Annotated in this window: 17 protein-coding genes; 16 read left to right on the top strand and 1 reads right to left on the bottom strand. The window is 61.4% G+C overall.

Annotation, left to right across the window (positions count from 1 at the left end; all coding sequences use genetic code 11):
* The first annotated feature begins 148 nt into the window (after nt 1–148).
* From PW789_RS14075 to PW789_RS14005, 15 genes are all read left to right on the top strand, one after another.
* Nucleotides 149–1,546: a cation:dicarboxylase symporter family transporter gene (locus tag PW789_RS14075; protein ID WP_299377442.1), complete on the top strand. Its 1,398-nt coding sequence runs from the start codon at nt 149–151 to the stop codon at nt 1,544–1,546.
* 53 nt (nt 1,547–1,599) lie between these two features.
* Complete coding sequence (locus tag PW789_RS14070) at nt 1,600–2,388, top strand: NIPSNAP family protein (RefSeq protein WP_299377440.1); 789 nt, start codon at nt 1,600–1,602, stop codon at nt 2,386–2,388.
* 186 nt (nt 2,389–2,574) lie between these two features.
* A complete protein-coding gene (gene dxs / locus PW789_RS14065; protein WP_299377438.1) occupies nt 2,575–4,473 on the top strand; it encodes a 1-deoxy-D-xylulose-5-phosphate synthase in 1,899 nt (632 codons plus the stop codon).
* A 262-nt stretch (nt 4,474–4,735) separates the two neighbouring features.
* Nucleotides 4,736–5,308 carry a DUF2127 domain-containing protein gene (locus tag PW789_RS14060; protein WP_299377436.1) on the top strand — a complete coding sequence of 191 codons (573 nt, stop codon included), beginning with the start codon at nt 4,736–4,738 and terminating at the stop codon, nt 5,306–5,308.
* Between the two features lie 403 nt (nt 5,309–5,711).
* Nucleotides 5,712–6,152, top strand: a complete 441-nt coding sequence (locus PW789_RS14055) for a division/cell wall cluster transcriptional repressor MraZ (protein WP_299377434.1) — start codon at nt 5,712–5,714, stop codon at nt 6,150–6,152.
* A gap of 39 nt (nt 6,153–6,191) precedes the next feature.
* Nucleotides 6,192–7,085 (top strand): 16S rRNA (cytosine(1402)-N(4))-methyltransferase RsmH, encoded by an 894-nt coding sequence (rsmH, locus tag PW789_RS14050; RefSeq protein WP_299377432.1) that lies wholly within the window; start codon nt 6,192–6,194, stop codon nt 7,083–7,085.
* Between the two features lie 191 nt (nt 7,086–7,276).
* Nucleotides 7,277–7,798, top strand: a complete 522-nt coding sequence (locus PW789_RS14045) for a cell division protein FtsL (protein WP_299377430.1) — start codon at nt 7,277–7,279, stop codon at nt 7,796–7,798.
* Nucleotides 7,799–7,863: 65 nt separating this feature from the next.
* A complete protein-coding gene (locus PW789_RS14040) occupies nt 7,864–10,176 on the top strand; it encodes a penicillin-binding protein (protein WP_299377427.1) in 2,313 nt (770 codons plus the stop codon).
* Between the two features lie 43 nt (nt 10,177–10,219).
* A complete protein-coding gene (locus PW789_RS14035; RefSeq protein WP_299377425.1) occupies nt 10,220–11,710 on the top strand; it encodes a UDP-N-acetylmuramoyl-L-alanyl-D-glutamate--2,6-diaminopimelate ligase in 1,491 nt (496 codons plus the stop codon).
* Entirely contained in the window at nt 11,707–13,086 is a 1,380-nt protein-coding gene (gene murF / locus PW789_RS14030; protein ID WP_299377423.1) for a UDP-N-acetylmuramoyl-tripeptide--D-alanyl-D-alanine ligase, read from the top strand. The genes PW789_RS14035 and murF overlap by 4 nt, the downstream gene beginning before the upstream one ends.
* Nucleotides 13,087–13,231: 145 nt before the next feature.
* Nucleotides 13,232–14,368, top strand: coding sequence for a phospho-N-acetylmuramoyl-pentapeptide-transferase (gene mraY, locus PW789_RS14025; RefSeq protein ID WP_299377421.1), 1,137 nt, complete (start codon nt 13,232–13,234; stop codon nt 14,366–14,368).
* Nucleotides 14,369–14,393: 25 nt separating this feature from the next.
* On the top strand, nt 14,394–15,752 hold the full coding sequence (gene murD / locus PW789_RS14020; RefSeq protein ID WP_299377419.1) for a UDP-N-acetylmuramoyl-L-alanine--D-glutamate ligase: 1,359 nt from the start codon (nt 14,394–14,396) through the stop codon (nt 15,750–15,752).
* Between the two features lie 35 nt (nt 15,753–15,787).
* A complete protein-coding gene (gene ftsW / locus PW789_RS14015; protein ID WP_299377416.1) occupies nt 15,788–16,879 on the top strand; it encodes a putative lipid II flippase FtsW in 1,092 nt (363 codons plus the stop codon).
* The gene (locus PW789_RS14010) at nt 16,866–17,546 is read left to right on the top strand and encodes a UDP-N-acetylglucosamine--N-acetylmuramyl-(pentapeptide) pyrophosphoryl-undecaprenol N-acetylglucosamine transferase (protein ID WP_299377414.1); all 681 of its coding nucleotides are present in this window, start codon (nt 16,866–16,868) and stop codon (nt 17,544–17,546) included. The genes ftsW and PW789_RS14010 overlap by 14 nt, the downstream gene beginning before the upstream one ends.
* Nucleotides 17,512–18,009 carry a glycosyltransferase gene (locus tag PW789_RS14005; RefSeq protein WP_299377412.1) on the top strand — a complete coding sequence of 166 codons (498 nt, stop codon included), beginning with the start codon at nt 17,512–17,514 and terminating at the stop codon, nt 18,007–18,009. Before PW789_RS14010 ends, PW789_RS14005 begins: the two co-directional genes overlap by 35 nt.
* A gap of 337 nt (nt 18,010–18,346) precedes the next feature.
* On the opposite strand, the gene PW789_RS14000 is transcribed toward PW789_RS14005, so the two are convergent.
* A complete protein-coding gene (locus PW789_RS14000; protein WP_299377410.1) occupies nt 18,347–19,384 on the bottom strand; it encodes a YXWGXW repeat-containing protein in 1,038 nt (345 codons plus the stop codon).
* A 499-nt stretch (nt 19,385–19,883) separates the two neighbouring features.
* Between PW789_RS14000 and murC the strand changes: the two genes are divergently transcribed.
* Nucleotides 19,884–21,281: a UDP-N-acetylmuramate--L-alanine ligase gene (murC, locus tag PW789_RS13995; protein ID WP_299377408.1), complete on the top strand. Its 1,398-nt coding sequence runs from the start codon at nt 19,884–19,886 to the stop codon at nt 21,279–21,281.
* Nucleotides 21,282–21,344: the final 63 nt, after the last annotated feature.

Genomic DNA, 21,344 nt, shown 5'->3' with positions numbered 1-21,344 from the left:
TCAGATAGAGTGGAAAGCCCTTTATACCCCATTTCTACCGCTGGAAATGCTGTGGATCGCCTGAGGGAAACTGTTCTGCCCGCAGACATTCCACCTCAGGGTCACGTTACGGAGTTCCATCGTCACGTTACTGATATGCTTGCGCGAAGTGAGCCTCCCACTATCGCAACGCACCCTGATCGGAGTCGCCGCCCTGCTGCTTGTTGCCGGCGTTCTGCTCGCTATCTTTACCGACAGCGGCTCGCACGCCGCCGTGGTGCTGCGCTGGCTGGGTCTGCTCGCCATGGCTGCATGGGCTATCAGGCGCCGCTCACTGACGCCCTGGATCTTCTTCGCGATGCTGGCCGGAGCGGAGCTTGGCTTTGACGCCCCTGCCTTTGCCGTCTCGCTGCGCTTCCTGAGCGACATCTTCCTGCGCCTCATCAAGACCATCGTTGCCCCCCTCATCCTCGCCACGCTCATCACCGGCATCGCCGGGCATGGCGATCTAAAGAGCGTCGGCCGGATGGGACTTAAGAGCCTCATCTACTTCGAGGTGCTCACCACGCTCGCCCTGGTCGTTGGACTGACCGCCATCAACCTCAGCCGTGCCGGCGTTGGCCTCACCCTTCCGACCAGCGTCGCGGTCTCGGCAGACGTGCCGCACGCTTCTCCGCCTGCTGCCCACTGGCAGGACTTCCTCATTCACGTCGTTCCCGAAAATATCGCCAAGTCCATCGCTGAAGGGCAGATCCTGCAGGTAGCCGTCTTTGCCGTGCTCTTTGGCATCGCCCTGGCCGGTCTTAGCGAGAGCCGCCGCGCCCCCGTGCTCGCGTTGTGCGAGAGCCTCAGCGAGGTGATGTTCCGTTTCACCAACGTGGTCATGTACGTCGCGCCTGTCGGTGTCGGAGCGGCCATGGCCTTTACCGTTGGACACATGGGGCTTGGCGTGCTCCTCAACCTTGGCAAGCTGCTTCTGACCGTGTACGGCGCGCTGCTCGCCTTTGGATTGTTCGTGCTGCTGCCGGTCGCGTTCTTTACCGGTGTCCCGATCCGTCGCTTTATAGCGGCGGTCGCAGGGCCTGCAACCATCGCCTTTGCGACCGCCAGCAGCGAGGCCGCGCTTCCTCGGGCGATGGAGGCGATGGAGGCGCTCGGCGTGCCGCGCCGCATCGTGGCCTTTGTCATTCCCGCTGGTTACAGCTTCAACCTCGACGGCTCGACGCTCTATCTTGCTGCTGCCAGCATCTTTGTCGTCCAGGCAGCAGGTATGCACTTCTCGCTGACCCAGCAGATCCTGCTGATGGGAACGCTGATGCTCACCAGCAAGGGGGTCGCGGGCGTTCCCCGGGCTACGCTGGTGGTTCTGCTTGCGACCGCTGCGACCTTCAGCCTGCCGACCGAGCCGATCTTCGTTCTGCTAGGGGTCGACGCCCTCGCCGACATGGCCCGCACCACGGTGAATGTGGTCGGCAACTGCCTGGCCTCTGCCGTCGTGGCGCGGTGGGAGGGCGAGTTCGGGCTTGAGCCCATCAGCGAGACCGTCATAGAGGGTATGGCCGAATAGCCTCTCGATTGCTAGACTTGCTGCGCCTTTCATTTGTGCCCAGGAGACTCTCCGTGCAACGAAGGAACTTCCTTAAGGCCGCGCTTGCGACCTCTGCCGCCACCATGACCCCTGAGCTTCAGGCCCAGCCTTCTGCCTCGCACGAGTACTACCAGCTGCGCCGCTACAGCTTTCGCAGCGGACCCCAGACGAAGGCGGCCGACCAGTTCTTCGCCAACGCCTTCATTCCCGCAGCCAACCGCATGGGGCTCTCGCCCATCGGTGTCTTCCGCGTCGACATCGGCCCGCAGACGCCGACCTACTATGTCCTGATTCCCGGATCGAAGCTCGAGACCATCGTCGATCTTGACCTGCTGCTCGCTGCCGACAGCGAATTCTTGAAACTGGCCGAGCCCTTCTGGACCTCATCGGCGAAGGAGCCGCCCTTTGAGCGGGTGGAGAGCACGCTCTATAAGGCCTTCGAAGGCTGGCCGAAACTTGCCATCCCTACCGCTACTGCACAGAAAACAAAGCGGATTTTCCAGCTACGGACCTATGAGAGCCCGACCTACGGCGACCACGTCCGCAAGGTGGAGATGTTTCATCACGGCGAGTTTGCCTTCTTCAAGAAGGCTGGCTGCGAGGCGGTCTTCTACTCCGACGGCCTGATCGGTCCGAACCTGCCTAAGCTGACCTATATGCTGACCTTTCCCGACACGGCGGCACTGGAGGCGGGCTGGAAGCGCTTCGTCGACGATCCGGACTGGAAGAAGCTCTCCTCCGATCCCCGCTATAACTTTGAGGCGATCGTCAGCAACGTCGACAATCTCGTCCTCAGTCCGCTGCCGTACTCGCAGATTTAGGGCTCTCCGGGAACTGGACTGCTTACCAGCGGGGCACCTCCAACGTCCCACTCTCCGTCGCCGCAGGACCGAGACCTGCAGCCATGGTTGGTATACTTAACGGCTATAACGACCGGGACGGAAGAATTCTGGCGTCAAGTTGGTTCGTAGTTCTTGTAGGCAAGGCCGCCGTATCAGGATGTGCAGATGAACGGGTTTCTAGAAAAGATCAAGTCGCCAGAGGACGTCAAACGACTCTCGATGGTTGAGCTTGAACGTCTCGCTGAGGAGATTCGCGAGAGGCTCATCACAGGCGTCGCCAAGACCGGTGGGCATATTGGCCCTAATCTTGGTGTCGTTGAACTCACCATCGCCCTGCACTATGTCTTTGAGACTCCCAGGGACAGCTTCGTCTTCGACGTCAGCCACCAGGCCTACGTGCACAAGCTGCTGACTGGCCGCGAAGAGCGCTTCCACACCATCCGCCAGCCCGAAGGCCTTAACGGCTTCATGCTGCGCACCGAGAGCGACCACGACAGCTACGGTGCAGGGCATGCAGGTACAGCTCTCTCAGCCGCGCTCGGCATGGCCGTGGCCCGTGATCTTGCCGGCGGCACCGAGCACGTCGTCGCTCTGGCGGGCGATGCTGCGTTTACCAACGGCATCTCGTTCGAAGCCCTGAACAACATCGCCGCGCAGACGCGCCGCATGATCGTCATCCTCAACGACAACGACTGGTCCATCGACAAGAACGTCGGCGCCATCGCAGAGTACTTCCACAAGATCACCGCCAACGAGACCTTCTCCAACCTGCACGACAAGGCCGCTGGCCTGATCGAGAAGTTCGGTGGCAAGGCTGCCCGCCACGTCGTGCGCAAGGCCGAGGAGGCCGCCAAGGGACTCATCGGCCCGGGCATGCTCTTCGAGGAGTTCGGCCTCAGTTACTACGGCCCCATCGACGGCCACAACCTGCCGCTGCTGATCGAGACCCTGAAGTTTCTCAAGCAGCAGAACAAGCCTGTCGTGCTCCACGCCATCACGCAAAAGGGCAAAGGCTTTCCGCCCGCGATGGAGAAGCAGAAGAAGTTCCACGGCCTCGGGCCCTACGATCCGGAGTCGGGCGAGACCAAGTCGGCCGGGCAGAAGACCTACTCCGAGATCTTTGCGGAAAGCCTGACCAAGCTGGCCAATCTCAATGAAAAGGTTGTCGCCATCACGGCGGCTATGCCCAACGGCACGGCGCTCGACCTCTTCCGTCCGCACCACCCCAAGCGCTACTTCGACGTTGGTATTGCAGAAGAGCACGCCGTCATCTTCGCCGCAGGTATGGCGACCAAGGGATACAAGCCCTTCTGCGCCATCTACTCCACCTTCCTGCAGCGGGCCTTCGATCAGATCGTGCACGACGTTGCGCTGCAGAATCTTCCAGTTGTCTTCTGTATGGACCGTGGTGGCCTCAGCGGCGACGACGGCCCCACGCACCACGGCCTCTTCGACATCAGCTACCTGCGCTCCGTCCCGAACCTCATCCACATGGTGCCCAAGGACGAGGACGAGCTGCAGGACATGATGTACACCGCCATGTTGCATCCCGGCGCATCGGCTATCCGCTACCCTCGCGGTACCGGGCCTGGCGCCACGCCCAAGGCACAGCCCGTCGCGCTCGAGATCGGCAAGGCCGAGATCATCAGCGATCCCGGACGCGCCGATGTCGCCATCCTTGGGCTCGGAGCGATGCTGCCCGAAGCAGTGCGCCTCAAGGAGATGTTGGAGCACGAGGGCTTTGCGGCCGCGGTCATCAATCCGCGCTTCGCCAAGCCGATCGATCGTGCCTGCCTGTCTGACTTCGGCTCACGCTGCGGCCTTATCGTCACGCTTGAAGATCATGTGCTGGCCGGTGGCTTCGGTTCGGCCGTGATGGAGGCGCTGAATGAGCTGGAGCTGAACGTTCCCGTCGTTCGCATCGGCTGGCCCGATGCCTTTATCGAGCACGGCAAAGTCGAGTCCCTGCGCCTGCGCTACGGCATCAACGCCGAGACGGCGCTCGAAAAGGCACGGCCGCACCTCAAAAAAATGATGGACCAGGTACTGGCTCGTCACTCCTGAATTATCCGGATCGCAGCAGCTCGAAGGAAGAATGCATTCGCAATGCTGCCCGGCACTCTAAAGTGAAAGCCTCCCGGTTTTGTCGTGAGAATCTCCCTCTCCACGATGCAAGAGGTGCGGGTTCGCGAGGACCGTGTGCTTAAGCCGATTCGGGAAATCGTTCCTATGCTGCTCCGCAACAATAAGTTGCCGTTAGAAGTGACGAACTACCCTGGAGGGGGCGTTGACATTTGTGCTGTAAGACCGTCAACTGAGAATCAGGATGGCAAGTCGGTTAACCTCCAATCAGCCATGGAAGACGGCATCGAACGACCAAGGGGAGGCGGCGCCGGTGCACCACCGCGACCGCGGCCTGATGATGATTGGCCTGTTCAAGCTGGGTAAGGCCATCTTCTTCTTCGCATTGGGCATTGGCGCACTGCATTTGCTGCACAAGGATCTGGCTGACGAGATGTTGCGGCTGGCGACGGCCCTCAAGTTCGATCCCGAAAGCCGTGTCGTGACGTTGCTGATGGAGAAGGTGGACCTGATCGACACCCACCGCCTGCTGCAGATCAGCTTTGCGACCTTCGCCTACTCGGCGCTGGCTCTCACCGAGGGCATCGGCCTGATGCTGGAAAAGGTGTGGGCCGAGTACCTTACCCTGATTCTGACCATCTCCTTCCTCCCATGGGAGCTCTACGAGCTGGCACGCCATCCCAACTGGTTCCGGCTCAGCCTGTTGCTGATTAACCTGGCCGTGCTCTGGTATCTGTTGTGGCTGCTTCGCCGCAAAAAGAATGAACCTCAGTCCCAGGTGATGCCGAGAGAGCGGAAGGAATCTTTATCCGCATAGGTCAGTCATTCTTCAGGTCAGAAAAAAGAACTTCCAACACACACTCTAAGTCTTGATCTAAGTCGAGTAAGGAGCGAAAGGTTGCTTTCGCCTTTTTTTCGCTTACCAGATAGAGATGCGCCGCGCAAGTGTCTGGCTCGGTATGAACCGATACCGATAACACTACATATAGTAGTTACTGACTTGGTTTCCCCAATTACCTGATATATCCACAGCCCATTGTGGGAATGACGCGCAAGTTGCACAAATTATCGCTTTACAGCCCGCATCTAGCTGGAGGACTATGTGGATGGAAGTGGTCGAAAGTGGAGCAAAAGGGACCATCTCAAGTAAGATTTGAGGAAAGTCTACTCCCCTGACAGCCGCAACCGGGTTCCTTAACTGAAAAGGTGTCGAGGTTGTCATGTTTCGCGGAAATCACCCAACACGCGTGGATGAGAAGGGCCGGCTCAAGCTGCCTGCCGACTTCAAGCGCCGGGTGGACGAGCTTTACGGGCCTCAGTTCTACATCACCAGCAAGGACGGGAAGCGGGCCGAGATTTACCCGCTGAAGGAATGGGAAAAGATCGAGGAGAAGTTGGCCTCTATCCCTTCCATGAACCCGGCGAAGAAGAAGTTTCTGGACGTGACGAACTATTACGGCCAGATGGCAGAGATCGACGCGCAGGGGCGGTTGTTGTTGCCGCAGCTGCTGCGGGAGTCGGCAAAGGTTGTCGGAGATGTCGTCGTGCTGGGTTCGCAGACGTTTCTTGAGGTCGTCAACCACGATTCGTTCAAGGCCGAGCTGGAGGCTCAGCCGATGAGCGAGGCCGACATGGCGGCGCTGGCAGATTTTGGATTGTAAGACATTGGCCCCCAGGGGCAGCACAGAGGGCGGGGAGAGATGAACAGACCGCAACATGTGCCGGTTCTTTTCAATGAGGTTTTGGAATATCTGAATGTGCGGCCTGGCGGCGTCTATGTGGACGCGACGCTGGGGCTCGCCGGGCACTCCTCGGAGATTGCGAGGAGGCTGGGGCCAAAGGGAACGTTGATCGGGTTCGATCGCGATCCTGAGGCCATGGAGCTGGCCAAGGCAAGGCTCGAAGAGCTTCGCGGAGAGCTGGGTGACCAAATGCCGGAGATTCGGCTGGTGCCGAAGGCGTTCTCCGAGGCATCGAGCGAGATCAAGCCAGCGAGTCTTGACGGCCTGCTCGCCGACTTCGGCGTCAGCAGTCTGCAGCTTGATGAGGCGCACAGAGGATTCAGTTTCCGGTCGGATGGACCGCTGGACATGCGGATGGATACGCGCAGCGGAGAGACGGCCGAACAAGTGGTAAATCAGGAAGACGAAAACGAACTCGCCGACCTGATTTACGAATTCGGAGAGGAAAGGAGGTCGCGGAGAATCGCCAGAGCCATTGTGAGGGCCCGGCCGATTACGACAACGGCAGAATTGGCAAGAGTCGTATCGGCCGCGGCCCCAGCAATGAAAGGTGACAAGATTCATCCGGCGACACGGACCTTTCAAGCACTTCGAATTCGAGTGAATGACGAGCTGGGAGAGATCAGGACGCTGCTTGGAAGCGCGCCATCTCTGCTCAAGCCGGGCGGAAGGCTGGTATTGATCAGCTTCCACTCGCTGGAGGACCGGCTGGTGAAGGATGCATTTCGCGAGGCAGGACGCAGCGGCGTGTATGAGGTTTTGACGAAGAAACCGGTTGTAGCCGGTGAAGAAGAAGAGAGTCGTAACCCGCGATCGCGAAGCGCGAAGATGCGGGCAGTTGAAAAGATCTGACTGCAGTACTTGGTTCTGGATGGTTGAAGTCGGAGAAAAGTGATCGGGCCGGGGTTGTCCCACCGTGCTTTCAGGCGAAAGACAACCAGTAACACAATGTCCCTTCCTCAAATAGCAACCCCGGTCCGGTTCGTTATTGAGGTGTACGGCAAGAGAAAACGATTGCGATAGACAGCGGCAAGAGGTGTGAGATGGCAGCAACGGCGATAGCAGGACAGCAGATGGAGATGATGGGCAGGCAGCAGCGTCGGACGCAGTCGCTGGCCGAGCGCAATCGCGAGCTGTTTGACGTGCAGCGCAAGGCGCGTCGCGGACCGACTCCCGAGGTCTTCTTCACCAAGCACATCGACAACACGCGTCTGGTGAAGGCCGATGACCCGGAGCGCCGCCGCGAGATGCGCCAGTTCGCCGTCGTCATGAGCATGCTCTTCGTGCTGGTGATGGTCTATGTCTGGCAGCACTTCCTGGCCATCGAGATCGGTTACCGCGTCGAAGCGCAGAAGCAGCAGGTCGAGCAGCTTCGCGAGCAGAACCGTCAGCTTCGCCTGAACGAAGCGCAGCTGACCGACCCTCAGCGCATCGACACGATCGCCAAGCAGCTTGGGCTCGAAGCGCCTCAGCCTGGCCAGGTTGTGCGTCCGGACGGCAGCGTGATGCCTGCCGGTGCTGTGGTAGCGCAGGCCAGCACGGCTCCGGCCCTGGTTGCCCAGTAGTTCGCACGCTGCAGCGCCTTCCCGGCTTCGTCGCAACCCGTAAACAGTAAAGAGCGTAAACCGAGATGAACAAGGCGCCACGACAGACGTTGACCGCTCCGATCAGGAGAATCCGGTTCGTCTACGTGGCGCTTTTTTTCTGCTTCTGGACAGGTGCATTGGGACTGCGCCTGTTCTGGCTGCAGGTCGTGCGGCACCATGATTTCGTCGAGCGGGCGGCCAGGCAGCAGCAGAGAACCTTTGAGATCGCACCGCGCCGTGGCGTTCTGTATGACCGCAATCTGAAGGAGCTCGCGATGACGGTTCTGGTGGACAGCGTCTACGCTGTTCCCAGCGAACTCGGCGAGAACCGTGAGAACGCCGCGCAGATCCTGGCCAAGATCGTCCATAGCGATGCGCGCGATGGCTTTACGGCCGAGCCGCAGATGCTGGCCCGCTTCAATGCCTCGCGCAACTTTGCCTGGGTCGCCCGCCGCGTGGACCCGGAGATCGCTTCTCGCGTCCGCGAGCTCAACCTGAAAGGCATCTACTTCCAGAAAGAGTTCAAGCGTTTCTATCCGAACAACGACCTGGCGGCGCAGGTCCTGGGCTATGTCGGAACCGATGATACGGGTCTGGGTGGAATTGAACGGAAGTTCGACGATGACATGCACGGTGTTCCCGGCCATGTGCTGACAGCGATCGACGCCAAGCGTCATGTTTACGGTAGTGAAGAGAGCCAGCCGATGCCTGGCGAAAACCTGGTGCTCGCGATCGACGCGAATATTCAGTACATGGCTGAGCGTGCGCTCGATGCGCAGATGGAGAAGATGAAGGCCGCCCATGGCACGGTGGTCGTGCAGGACCCGCACACGGGACAGATTCTCGCGCTTGCGATCTCGCCTCGCTTCAATCCGAACGACCAGCGCCACATGGACGCCTCCGTGCTCAAGAATCTCGCCGTAAGCGATGTTTATGAGCCGGGGTCGACCTTCAAGCTTCTGACTTACTCCGCGGCACTGGATAGCGCCGGTGTTGAGCCCACAGACATGGTGGACTGCCAGAACGGCGCGATGACGATGTTTGGACGCACCATGCACGATGACCGCTCTGACCACTTCGGTGTCGTCACCGTGAAGTATGCGCTTGAGCACTCCAGCGACGTCGGCGCGGTGAAGATGGCCCTGAAGGTCGGGCAGAATCGCTTCTACCAGTACATGCGCAACTTCGGCTTCGGCGACCGCACCGGCATCGAGCTGCCCAGCGAGACGCGTGGCCTGCTGCGCAATCCGCGTAAGTGGGACGCGACCAGCATCATGTCGCTCGCCATCGGGCAGGAAGTGGGCGTGACGCCCGTACAGCTGGTCACGATGGTGAGCGCGATCGCCAACGGCGGCGTCTACATGCCACCTCATATTCTGCTGGAGTCAACGGATCGCATGAAGGGCGATCCGCAGCTGCAGCCGATCGCCTTCCGTCCTGCCAACCAGCTTCCTGCGCAGCTGCCGGATGGAGCGCATCGCGTCATCAAGGAGATCACCTCGGCCAAGATGCGCAGCATGATGGCAGGCATCGTCACGGAGGGAACCGGCCGCAAGGCCGCACTCAACGGATACAGCGCGGGCGGAAAGACGGGCACCGCGCAGAAGGTCGATCCGGTGACGCACGCCTACTCGCATACCAAGCTGGTGGCTAGCTTTGCAGGCTTCGCTCCAGTCAGCAATCCTGCGATCTCCGTTGCGGTTATCATCGACACGCCAACGGTGGGCTCGCGATATGGCGCTGAGACCAGCGCCCCGGTCTTCGCGCAGGTGGCGCAGCAGGTGCTGGAGTATCTTGGCGTGCCGCACGATCAGCCCCTGAAGTCGAAGCAGGAGCTCAAGCAGATAGCGCAGAAAGATCTCGCCGACGATACGCTTGAAGATCGTCCTGTAGACCTCAACAAGATATACGCCGACATCAACGATCTTCCGGCGGACGATCCGCTGCGCAATCCCGATGCCGACAAGGTTGCAGCGGGAACGTCCTCACCCGTGACGGCAAGCGCACCGAAGAAGGATTCCAAGTTGACTGCGCTGCTTCCGGCAAAAGTCGTGGATGCGTTCCATGCGTCGGAGAGTGCGAAGGATTCTGACGTGCAGCAGGCATCATCGCAACCGGCTCCCAAGGTTGTGCCGACGGTGCAGCCGCATAGCGACAGTGGTGTCGTGGTTGATGCCGGTCATCGCGTGCAGGTGCCTTCGTTCCAGGGCCAGTCTCTGCGCCTGGTGGTGGAGAAGGCCAACAGTCTCGGACTGCGAGTGCAGCCCACCGGCAGCGGACTCGCCAAAGAGCAGGCGCCTGCGCCGGGAACCTCCGTGCCCACAGGGACCGAGGTCGTGGTGCGTTTTGCTCGCTGAGCGATCCTGAAATCCTGCGGTAGCAGGCCTAAAATCAAGAGATATGAACTGGACCCAACTGCTGCGCAGGGTGACGACGATCAAGGCCGCCGGGTCTGCGATGGAGATCGCTGGCGTGCAGTACGATTCGCGCCGCATCCAGCCGGGTGACCTGTTTGTCGCGATGCGTGGTGGAAGCGCCGATGGCAATCGCTACATCGACGCTGTGATTGCAGCAGGTGCCGCTGGTGTTCTGACGGATTCCCGCGAGGTCTTTGATCGACTGCACCGTGAGCTGCCGGAGTTTGCCGTCGCCCTCGTCGAACATGGCCGCCGCGCCTTGGCCGAGTCCTCCGCCGCATTGTTCGGTGAACCTCAGAGACAGCTCGCCATGAGCGGCGTGACCGGCACCAACGGCAAAACGACGACGGCATTTCTGCTGGAAGCCATGCTGCGCAGCATCGGCCGCCGCTGCGTGCTGATCGGGACCATTGAGACGCACATCGCCGGGGAGGTGCGTGAGTCACCGCACACGACGCCGGAGTCGCGCGACATCCTCGATCTGTTTGTTGATGGTGTGAAGGCGGGCGCCACGGAGGCCGTGATGGAGATGTCGAGCCACGCGCTCGATCAGGAGCGCGTCTGGGGCCTACCGGTGGACGTTGCCATCTTCACCAACCTCACACAGGATCATCTCGATTATCACCAGACCATGGAGCGCTACTTCACGGCGAAGGCGCGTCTGTTTGAGGGCGTCGGCACGCCGCCGCCTCGTGTATCGGTCATCAATATCGACGACCCCTATGGAAAGCGCCTGGTCTCTGCGACTCACTCGTCACAGGTGATTCGCTATGGTCTTTCCGCAGCTGCGGACTTCTGTGCGGAAGACGTCAAGATGCGTGCCGGTGAGACCCGCTTTCGCATGACGACGCCTGCAGGCGTTGTGGAGATACGTTCTCCTCTGACCGGAAGCGTGAATGTCTACAACCTGCTGGCGGCGAGTGCGGCGGCGTGGGCACGAGGCCTTACGCTCGATCAGATCGTCGCAGCTGCCGGCGCGGGGGCGCAGGTGCCGGGCCGCTTTGAGGTTGTGCCGACGACAACCGGCATTACTGTCGTTGTCGACTACGCGCACACTGACGATGCGCTGCGGAACCTGATTACGTTGGCGCGCGATCTCGAGAAGGATAGTGGTGGCCGTGTCATTACGCTGTTTGGCTGCGGTGGCGATCGCGACCGCACGAAGCGTCCGCGCATGGGGCGGGCTGCGGGCGAGGGAAGCGACCTGGTGGTGCTGACCAGCGACAATCCACGCAGCGAAGAGCCTGCGGCGATTATCGCGGAGGCGCTGGCAGGTGTGCAGGAGACGGAAACAGCGTGCATCGTCGAAGAAGACCGCGCAAAGGCGATCAAGGTTGCCATTCAGGCGGCACGCCCCGGAGATATTGTTCTGATCGCAGGCAAGGGCCACGAGAAGGTGCAGATTCTGAAGACCGGGGCTGTGCCCTTCGATGACGTCGCCGTGGCATCACAGGTATTGAAGGAGATGGAATGAAGCTGACGCTGGGGCAGATCGCCGATTGGATTCATGCAGAGGGCGACTTCGATACGACAGCCGAGGCGCTGGGCTACTCCATCGATTCGCGCACCATCGGTGCGGGGGAGCTCTTCTTCGCGGTGAAGGGCGAGCGGCTCGACGGCCACGAGTATGTCGCTGCGGCGCTCGCGGATGGAGCCGTTGCTGCCGTGGTGAGCAACCAGTGGATCGTGCCTGCTGAGATCGATGCGACGAAGCTGCTGCGTGTGGCGGAGTGCGACGACTGCGTGCTGCTCGCACTGCAGCGTCTCGCCCATGCCGTCAGAAAAGACTGGGGGGGGCGTGTCATCGGAGTGACAGGCTCGGCAGGCAAGACGACGACCAAGGAGGCCGTTGCGCAGGTGCTGAGCGCGAAATATCGCGTGCTCAAGTCGGCAGGCAATCTCAATAACGGCTTCGGGCTTCCGCTGCAACTATTGAAGCTGGAACGCGAACATGACGTCGCGGTGATTGAAATGGGCATGAACCACGCCGGCGAAATCGCGGCACTGGCGCGGATCGCAGAGCCAAACTGGGCCGTCGTCTCCAACGTCGCGCCGGTTCATATTGAGTTCTTCCCCGATGGCCTGGCTGGCATCGCCCGCGCGAAGTATGAGCTGGTGGAGTCGCTGCCCGCAGACGGCATCGCCGTGCTGAACGGTGACGATGAATATGTGAAGGACTTCGGCCGTGGCATGGGCGCGCGCGCCATTCTCTATGGCACGGATGCCGCAGCGCAGGTTCGAGCCGAAAACGTTAAAGAGGCTGGCCTGGAGGGAATGCACTTTGACGTGGTCGCTCGCGGGCAGCGGGCGTCCGTTCAGTTGAAGCTGCTCGGACGCCACAATGTTCTCAACGCTCTGGCGGCGATCGCTGTCGGCCTTGAAAGCGGAATGACCCTCACGGAGTCTGCCGAGGCGCTACGTGGTCTGGAGCCCGGCGACAAGCGTGGCGAGATTCTGACGTGGCGCGGCGCGACGCTGATCAACGACTGCTATAACTCCAATCCTCGCGCGCTGGATGCCATGGTGGACGCGCTTATGGCGATGCCGGGCAAGAGACGCATCGTGGTTGCCGGCGAGATGCTGGAGCTTGGGCCGGACGCCGATGCGCTGCACGCAGCCTGCGGCAAAAGGATGGCGAGCCGTGGTGCAGACGTGGTGATCGGTGTCCGTGGGCACGCGGCGGCTCTGGTAAATGCTGCAAATCAAGGTCGCACCGAGGCCATCTTTGTTGAAACGCCGGAGCAGGCGGGCCAGTGGCTGCATAACAATCTGGCTGAGGGAGACGTTGTGCTGCTGAAGGCCTCGCGCGGTGTGCGGCTGGAGCGTGCGCTGGCTGGGCTGCGCGACTAAGTCACGGAGGGGAATGAAGTTTGATTCTCCACTGGAAAAACAACGCAGGACGCGCTGCCTGAGCCTGTTAACATGACTAACGACCCGGTCTGCCGCAGCGACGGCTACCGTCTATCTTCAGCCGATCTCATCGAAGGCGGACGTTTTGCTCTACTGGCTTCTTTATCAAAAGCTGTTCCCTTACTTTCGCCTCTTTCGTATCTTCCGCTATCTGACCTTCCGGACGGTCTTCGCGAGCCTGACGGCGCTTCTGATCGGCCTTCTGATCGGTCCTTATGTGATTGAGCGGCTGCGCGAGTTCCAGATCGGTCAGTACATCCGTGAAGAGGGGCCGCAGTCGCACCAGAAGAAGAGCGGCACGCCCACGATGGGCGGCGTGCTCATCTGCATCTCCATCCTGGTGCCGACGCTGCTGTGGTCCGATCTGTCGAATCCGTTTGTGTGGGTCGTCATGCTGTCGACGCTGGCCTTCGGCGGCATCGGTTTTGCCGATGACTACATCAAGGTGGTGCATCGCAGGAACCTCGGTCTGACGCCGCGCGCCAAGCTCGCGTTGCAGATGCTCGCCAGCGGTAGTGTCGCCATTGCATTGCTGGTGATCGCTCAGCACGGCAACTTCTCCACGCGGCTGTTGTTTCCGTTCTTCAAGCGCTTTCGGCCGGAGCTGGTATGGCAGTGGATGGGTCATGTTCCTCACATGCACTGGTTGGCCTACCTGCCATTCGTCGTGTTTGTCATGCTGGTCATCTCGTTTTCCAGCAACGCGGTCAATCTGACCGACGGGCTCGACGGCCTGGCGATCGGCTGCACCATCATCGCCGCCGGTGCTTTGACGGTACTGACCTATGTCAGCGGCCACGTCGTCTTCTCGGACTATCTCGAACTGCAGCGCATGCCGCTGGTCAGCGAGCTGGCGATCTTCTGTGGCGCCATGGTCGGAGCCAGCATCGGCTTCCTCTGGTACAACGCGCATCCTGCCGAAGTCTTCATGGGCGACGTCGGCTCGCTGGCGCTTGGCGGCGCGATTGGTACCGTGGCCGTGGTCATCAAGCAGGAGCTTCTGCTGCCGTTTATCGGCGGCGTCTTCATCCTGGAGGCAGTCAGCGTGATGCTGCAGGTGGGCAGCTATAAGCTGCGCAACGGCAAGCGCATCTTCAAGATGGCGCCGCTGCACCACCACTTCGAGCTGCTGGGCTGGTCGGAATCGAAGGTCATCGCGCGCTTCTGGATACTTGCGTTAATCTTTGCCCTGCTGGCGTTGACGACGTTGAAGCTTCGCTAACCGTTGTGGTCTGATTGGACTCGTGATGGAACTGAAGAACAAGCGTGTACTCGTTGTTGGCCTGGGGAAGTCGGGCATTGCTGCAGCGCTGTTTTTGCGGAAGCAGGGAGCGCGGGTGACGGTGAGCGATACGCGCAGCGCGGTCGCGTTGGCCAAGGAGATTCCGGGCCTGCTTGACGCCGGTGTCATGGTGGAGAGCGGCGGACACGGCCTGCTGACCTTCCGCCGCCAGGATCTGATCGTCATCTCTCCCGGTGTGCCGTTGGATACACCCGAGGTCGCGCAGGCGATCGGTTACGGCGTGCCGGTGATCGGCGAGTTGGAGCTGGCGAGCCGCTTTTTGAAAGGCCGCATCGTTGCCATCACGGGATCGAATGGCAAGACGACAACCACGACGCTGATCGGCAAGATCTTCGCGGATGCGGGGCAGCCGGCGCTGGTGGGCGGCAACATCGGCACACCGGTGATTGATCTTGCGCCGTCGAGCACGGAAGAGTCGCTGGACGTGCTGGAGGTCTCGAGCTTTCAGCTGGAGACGATCGAGGCGTTTCATCCGTGGATTGCGCTGGTGCTGAACATCACGCCGGACCACCTGGATCGCCACGGCAGCTTCGAGAACTATGCCGCGATGAAGACGCGGATCACGGAAAACCAGCAGGCCAGCGATTACCTGATCCTGAACGCCGAGGACAAGCCGACGCAGATGGTGGCGGCGAAGACAAAGGCGCAGATCTACTGGTTCAGCCCGCGGCGTCCTATCAAGCAGGGTGCGTTCGTGCATGGCGAAAGTGTCCTCTTTCTGGCGAAGGAGGGCGGCAAGCCGGAGCCGGTGATGCCGGTAGCGGAGATTCCGCTGCGCGGCGCGCACAACGTGGAGAACGTGCTGGCGGCGGTCTGCGCGGCACGGTTGGCCGGGATTCCGGCGGAGACGATTCGCGCGTCCGTGGCGAGCTTCAAGGCGGTCGAACACCGGCTGGAGTTCGTGCGCTGCCTGCAGGGCGTCGACTATTTCAACGACTCGAAGGCGACCAATGTGGATGCCGCAATCAAGGCGATTGAGGCGTTTCCAGCGGGCATTCACCTGATCCTGGGCGGTAAGGACAAGAACTCGGACTACAGCGTGCTGTCGCCGTTGCTGCGTGAGCGGGTGAAGGCTGTTTATACGATTGGTTCTGCGGCGGAAAAGATTGAGCGGGAGCTGAGCGGAGTCGTGAAGATGGTGGGAGCGGGTACGATCGACGTGGCCGTTCGCGAGGCCAATCGGGCCGCGGTTCCGGGCGATGTGGTGCTGTTGGCTCCGGCCTGTTCCAGCTTCGATCAGTTCGAGAACTACGAGCATCGCGGACGTACTTTTCGGCAGGTTGTAAACGCGCTCGGCCAATAGCGACGATCGAGACGCTGGGCCGCAGGAAGTAGGCGATGGCAAAGCGTGTAGGTGTCGACAAGTGGCTGTTTGGCGTGGTGCTGTTGCTGGTGCTGTTTGGGCTGGTAACGGTCTTTTCCACCTCGGCCGTGATGGCCAAGTCGAGCTTCGGGACACCTTACTATTTCATGATCCGTCAGGGCCTCTGGGCCAGTGCGGGCCTCGCAGCGCTCGTGGTCCTGATGCGCGTGGACTACCGCCGTTATAACGACCGGCGTATTGTCTATGCCGCACTCGGCGTTACTTTTATCCTGCTCGTCGGCGTTTTTGCGATGCGCGATTCGCACAACACCCATCGCTGGTTCCGTTTCGGCTTTGCCAGCTTCCAGCCGTCGGAGCTTGCAAAACCAACGATCGTTCTCTTCCTCGCTTACTTTCTGCAGACGCGCATTCACAAGATGGATGACTGGAAGGGGACGGTGATGCGGGCGGCATTGCCTCCGCTGGTCTTCATTGCGCTGATTTTGAAGGAGCCGGATCTGGGCACGGCGATCGTCTGCGTGGCCGTCACGGCACTGATGCTTTATCTCGCAGGTATGGATGTGAAGTATCTCGGCATCGGTGCGCTGTGCGCTACTCCAGTGCTGTATTACATGCTCTTTCGCGTGCCGTGGCGCCGGGCGCGCATGCTGGCGTTCGTCAATCCTGAGGCGGATCCTCGCGGAACGGGCTTTCATATTCTGCAGTCGCTGATCGCGGTGGGGACGGGCGGGCTGCGTGGGCTGGGGTTGATGGAGGGACGGCAGAAGCTGTTCTATCTTCCTGAGCCTCACACCGACTTCATCTTTGCCAGCGTGTGCGAGGAACTGGGGCTGATCGGCGCGATCTGCGTGATCGGCTTGTTTGTGGCACTTGGTTATCGAGGGTTTCGCGCGGCCTATCTCTCGACCGACCCGTTCGCGCGTTTCCTGGCCTTCGGCATCACATCGACGGTGCTGATCCAGGCTTTCTTCAACATGAGCGTGGTGGTGGCGTTGCTTCCTACCAAGGGCATCACGCTGCCGTTTATCTCGTTTGGCGGCACCAGCCTGTTTGTGATGCTGGCGAGCATGGGTGTGCTGCTGAACGTTACGCGTGAGATCGACTGACGTGGCGGCTGCGGGAAATCGAGCACAGGGGCTGAGAGTGATGATCGCCGGTGGAGGCACCGGAGGCCACGTGATTCCAGCGCTGGCGATCGCTCGGGAGCTGCGCGATCGTTATGGAGCTGAGGTGCGCTTTGTCGGCACGGCGCGCGGGCTGGAGACGCGGCTGGTTCCGGAGGCTGGTTTTCCGCTGGAGCTGATCAAGGTGGGGCAGCTGAAGAACGTCAGCATCATGACCAGGATACGGACGATGCTGGATCTTCCGTTGGGTGTGTTGCACTGCGTCAAGCTGCTGCAGGCGTTTCGTCCGCAGGTGGTGGTGGGGGTCGGTGGTTACGCTTCAGGGCCGGCGATGATGGCGGCGTTGCTGCTGCGGACGCCTACGCTGGCCTTCGAGCCGAACGCTGTGCCTGGGCTGGCTAACCGGCTGGTGGGACGGCGGGTGAGTGCGGCGGCGGTGAACCTGCCGGAGACGGCGAGCTATTTTCGTAATGCCACGGTGACGGGGACGCCGGTGCGGCCGGAGTTCTTTGCTGTGGGGCCAGGGGCCGAAGCCTGCAGGCGGGGCGAAGAGGCTGCTGGTCTTTGGTGCGAGCCAGGGAGCGCGGATCTTCAACGAGACGGTGCCGAGGATCATGGATCGCCTGCTGACGCTGGTTCCGGGGCTTGAGGTGGTGCATCAGACGGGTGGCCGGCACGGCGAGACGACGCTGGCGCTCTATAAACAGCTTGGTGTCGCGGAAAAGTCTGGCGTTGCGATGGATCGCGTGCGGGTGACGCCTTACCTGGATGACATGGCAGCTCAGTTTGCGGCTGCGGACCTGATTCTTTGCCGGAGCGGGGCGAGCTCGGTGGCTGAGGTGGCGGCGGCGGGCCGGGCGGCGGTGCTGGTTCCGTTTCCTCAGGCGGCGGACGATCACCAGAGGAAGAATGCTGAGGCGTTTGTGGCGGCCAAGGCGGCGGCGATGATCGTGGAGGCGGAGCTGACGGAGGAGAGGCTGCTGGAGACGCTGGTCTCGCTGCTGAAGGACGATGGGCGGCGGCAGGAGATGGGCTCGAACGCCCGTTCGCTGGCTCACCCGGAGGCGGTGCGTACGATCGGGGAGATGGTCGCCGGGCTGGCGAAGAGGTAACCCCCTCCCCCCCATCATTTTTCGTAAAATCTTGATTCCATGGGGCGTGGCGCAGGGGTCACGGCGTAAATTATTCGATCGTAAAGGCTTACAGGCAAAATCTTGATTCGCAATGGTTTATGGCCCATCTGGATTTTTTGGCGGGGGTGGGCTCATTTAAGAATAGCTGCTGGAGTGGAATGAATCGGCACGTGCTATCTATCTGATAAAAATTGACTTGCTTGGATTATGGGCTTGACAGGGCGGGCAGGCCGGCGAAGCTTGAGGCTGGCTTTTGGGGTTAAAGAGAACAGGCCCGAGAGGCTCGGGCCTGTTTCTATTTCATCGTGATGCTGTTTTAGCGATGACCGCCACCGCCGTGGGAGCCGCCGCCACCGCCGCCATGGAATCCACCGCCACCACCGCCACCGCCGTGGAATCCGCCACCGCCGCCGCCGCTGAAACCACCGCCGCGCGAGCCGCCGCTGAAGCCGCCGCCGCCGTAGCTGCCGCGGGACTGGGCTCCGCTGAATCCACCACCGCCGTAGCTGCTACCGCCACGGCTGGCGTAGCTCTGGGAAGAGGCGTAGCTGCGATTGCCGCCGAAGCTCTGCGAGGAGCCGTAGCCGCGGTTGCCGCCAAAGCTTTGCGAGGCTCCGGCGCTGCGATTGCCGCCGAAGTTGCCCTGCGCGAAGCTGTGGCCCTGGGCGCCGCCGCCATAGTTGCCTACATTGCTGCGTCCCTGCGAGGAGACGTTGGTGGCGCCGCGATTGCCGTTGCCGAAGCCGCCGCGGGACGACTGGCCGTAGTTGTTGCCACGGTTGTTGTAGTAGGAGCCACGGTTTCCGGCATAATTGCTGCCGCCGTGATTCGACCAGCTCGAGCCGCCGGGGCGTCCGTCGTAGTGGCCGCCATAGGGACGGTTGTAGGAGTAACCACCTCTCCAGCCGGGGCCGAAGCGGTTATAGGCGCTGTTGTACCAGAAGTGGCCGCCGCCCCAGTATCCGCCGTAGAAGCCTGCGCCGAAGTAGCCAAAGCCGTAGTTGATGCCACCGTAGTAGCCGATGCTGCGTCCCCAGTAACCGGCGTTCCAGAAGTAGCCGCTGTTACCGTAGCCCCAGTAGCCGGGGGTCCAGAGGGCTCCGGTGTAGGGGGGAAGAACCCACGCGCCATCGACCCAGGTGTAGCCGTCACCGCTCCAGGCCCAGTAGCCGGGAGTCCAGATATAGCCGTCGCCCGGCATAACAGGCTGTGCGTAGACAGGGATAACCGGGGGCGCGATGCCCACCGAAACAAAGACGCCTGCGTGCGCAGTGGCCGGAGCTGCTGCAAAGAGGAGAGCGCCTGCGATGGTCGCGGTGCCCAGGATATTGCGAATTGAACGGAAGAGGTTCATTGCCTGCCTTTGCCGGATCCTTCGTTTTGCCCGAACGAAACGGGGCTTCGAGGACGTCCGACCGAGGTTCCTGCCCGCTTTGCTGTGCGGATCAGGCACTCAGTTAATTAGACACAATGTAGCGTTATTTGTTGCTCAAAGTGAAGGCGTATTGGAAGCGGGTTTGTTTTGTTCGAGTTGCGTTGTACTTTAGAGGTTGAAAACCGCTTCGGCCGGGAGGTGGCTGGCTTTTTGGGTGGCATGGGTGAGATGTGGGTTGGAGTTTGTGCGGGGGTGAGCGGTGGTGGTCGAAAAGCGGGTCTCTCCACTTCGCTGCGCTTCGGTCGAGATGACAATTCTTTTTGGCTTGGGGGCTTGGGGGCTTGAGGGCTTGAGGGCTTGAGTTGCTTCGGGGCTTCGGAGGCTTCGGGAGTGGATGAGGGGGGGGCTGTGCAAAGGCCAGGGGCTTTGCTGGTCGGGGGCCGATTGAGGCGGTTTCGGCTGCTAGAGTGAAAGAGATATGGCAGTTCCGGTAGCTCCTTCAGGACACTTCTTCTTTCCGCCGACGCAGCGGATTCATTTCATTGGTATTGGCGGCATCGGCATGAGCGGGATCGCGGAGATTCTGCTGACGATGGGTTACCCGGTCTCGGGCTCGGACCTGCGGCGTTCGGCGGTGACGGAGCGGCTGGTGGGCATGGGGGCTCGGATCTTCGAGGGCCATGCGGCGGCGAATGTGGTCGCGAGCGATGTGGTGGTGACCAGCTCGGCGGTGAGCGCGACGAATCCCGAGGTGGTGGAGGCGCGGTCGCGGAAGATTCCGGTGATCCAGCGGGCGGAGATGCTGGCGGAGCTGATGCGTCTGAAGTACGGCATTGCGGTGGCCGGCATGCACGGCAAGACGACGACGACGAGCATGGTGGCGGCGGTGCTGGCCGCGGGCGGTCTCGATCCGACGGTGGTGGTGGGCGGACGGGTGAATGCGCTGGGGTCGAATGCGCGGCTGGGGAACTCGCAGTACCTGGTGGCGGAGGCGGATGAGAGCGACCGCTCGTTTCTGAAGCTGTCGCCGGTGCTGGGGATTGTGACGAACCTGGACCGCGAACATATGGATTGCTACCGCGATATGGAGGATGTCGAGGACGCGTTTGTGCAGTTTATGGACCGGCTGCCGTTTTATGGCGCGGGGACGGCGTGTATCGACAATGCGCTGCTGCGGGCGGTGCTGCCGCGGGTGCGTCGTCGTCTCTACACGTATGGCGAGAGTGCGGATGCGGACTTCCAGGTGAAGATATTGCCGCGCGAGGGGCAGGGATTTGCGCGGTTCGAGGTGGCGTACAAGGGCTCGGTGATGGGACCGTTCCTGCTGCATGTTCCGGGACGGCACAACGTGCTGAATGCGACGGCGGCGGTGGCGGTGGGCGTGCAGCTGGGCGTGGCTCCGGAGCTGATCGCGGCGGGGCTGGACAGCTTTCGCGGGGTGGACCGCAGGTTCCAGATTAAGGGCGAGGTGCGCGGCGTGACGGTGGTGGACGACTACGGCCATCATCCGACGGAGATTGTGGCCACACTGCATGCGGCGCGGGAGGCTGGGTTCAAGAGGGTGCTGGTGTTGTTCCAGCCGCATCGTTATTCGAGAACGCGGGATTTGATGCCGGAGTTTGCGGCGTCGTTCGGCGAGGCGGACTGCGTGGAGGTGCTGGACATCTATGCGGCGAGCGAGGAGCCGATTGAGGGAATTACGGCGGAGGCGCTGGTGAAGGCGATCGGCCGCGAGGGCGTGCGGTATGCGCCGGACATGGAAGAGGCGGTGGAGCGGCTGGTGTCGACGGCACGCGATGGCGACGTGATTGTGACGCTGGGCGCGGGGAGTGTGTCGCATGGCGGGCCGCTGCTGCTGGAGCGGCTGGGCCGGTAAGTGCAGGGCGGCCTGCGTGATTTGTTGCGAAGCAGTGTACGACCTTCGTGGCAGATGCGGGGG

The sequence above is a fragment of the Edaphobacter sp. genome (genome assembly GCF_028283685.1).
Taxonomy (GTDB): domain Bacteria; phylum Acidobacteriota; class Terriglobia; order Terriglobales; family Acidobacteriaceae; genus Edaphobacter.
This window is presented reverse-complemented; position numbering and strand designations above follow the sequence as displayed.